We start from the raw sequence: 599 nt of genomic DNA, 5'->3' as shown, positions 1-599 counted from the left end.
TCCTATAGCCTGACCGTGGGCGGCAGCGGGGGAGGCGCTGGCGATAGCCCCGCCTCCCCCGGCATGCCGGGTCTGGCCCAGGGTGCCACGCCGCCGTTCGTGGGCAATGGCTTCGTCAGCCAGGAGGCCGGCCAGCAGGCGGCGGGGCTGAGTGGCGGGGTCGACAGCAGCGCCATGATGATGAACGTGGTTTCGCCCACGCAGGGCAGCGCCGCAGGCAAAGGCGAGGGCACGCAGAGTTCGGTGACCCTCGATGGTGCGAGCCTGAAACTGCGCAGCAAGACCATCCACGTGGATGCCGACGAGGAAATCATCCTGCGTTGCGGTCAGAGCACCCTCAAGATCACCGCGATGGAAATCGAAATCCTGTCGCCGCAAGTCAGAATCAACTGCTAAGCAAGAGGAAAAGGACTTCGTCATGGCAGCGTCAACAGGGCTACCGCTCGCCCACGTCGGCAGCGAAGTGGCGGGCAAGTATGTGGTCACCGGCTCGCCCACGGTGTTCGTCGGCAGCACGGCCATCGGCCAGGCGGACCGCTGCCCCTCCTGCTCCCCGGCGGTGGGCCAGCCGGTCAACCCGATCCTGGGCGCCAAGCTGC

At 66.9% G+C, this 599-nt stretch carries 1 protein-coding gene and 1 pseudogene; both read left to right on the top strand.

Annotated features, from left to right (window positions below; translation table 11 throughout):
- Positions 1–396: pseudogene (locus OGL92_RS22065) on the top strand (hypothetical protein); the annotation flags it as partial.
- 22 nt (positions 397–418) lie between these two features.
- Positions 419–599, top strand: a 181-nt coding sequence (locus OGL92_RS22060) for a hypothetical protein (RefSeq protein WP_263148028.1), incomplete at its 3' end; no start/stop codon positions are given.

Source organism: Pseudomonas sp. RIT-PI-AD, from assembly GCF_025642785.1.
In the GTDB taxonomy this organism is placed as follows: Bacteria; Pseudomonadota; Gammaproteobacteria; order Pseudomonadales; family Pseudomonadaceae; genus Pseudomonas_T.
The sequence above is the reverse complement of the archived record's forward strand: the minus strand, read 5'-3'. Positions and strand labels throughout refer to the sequence as shown.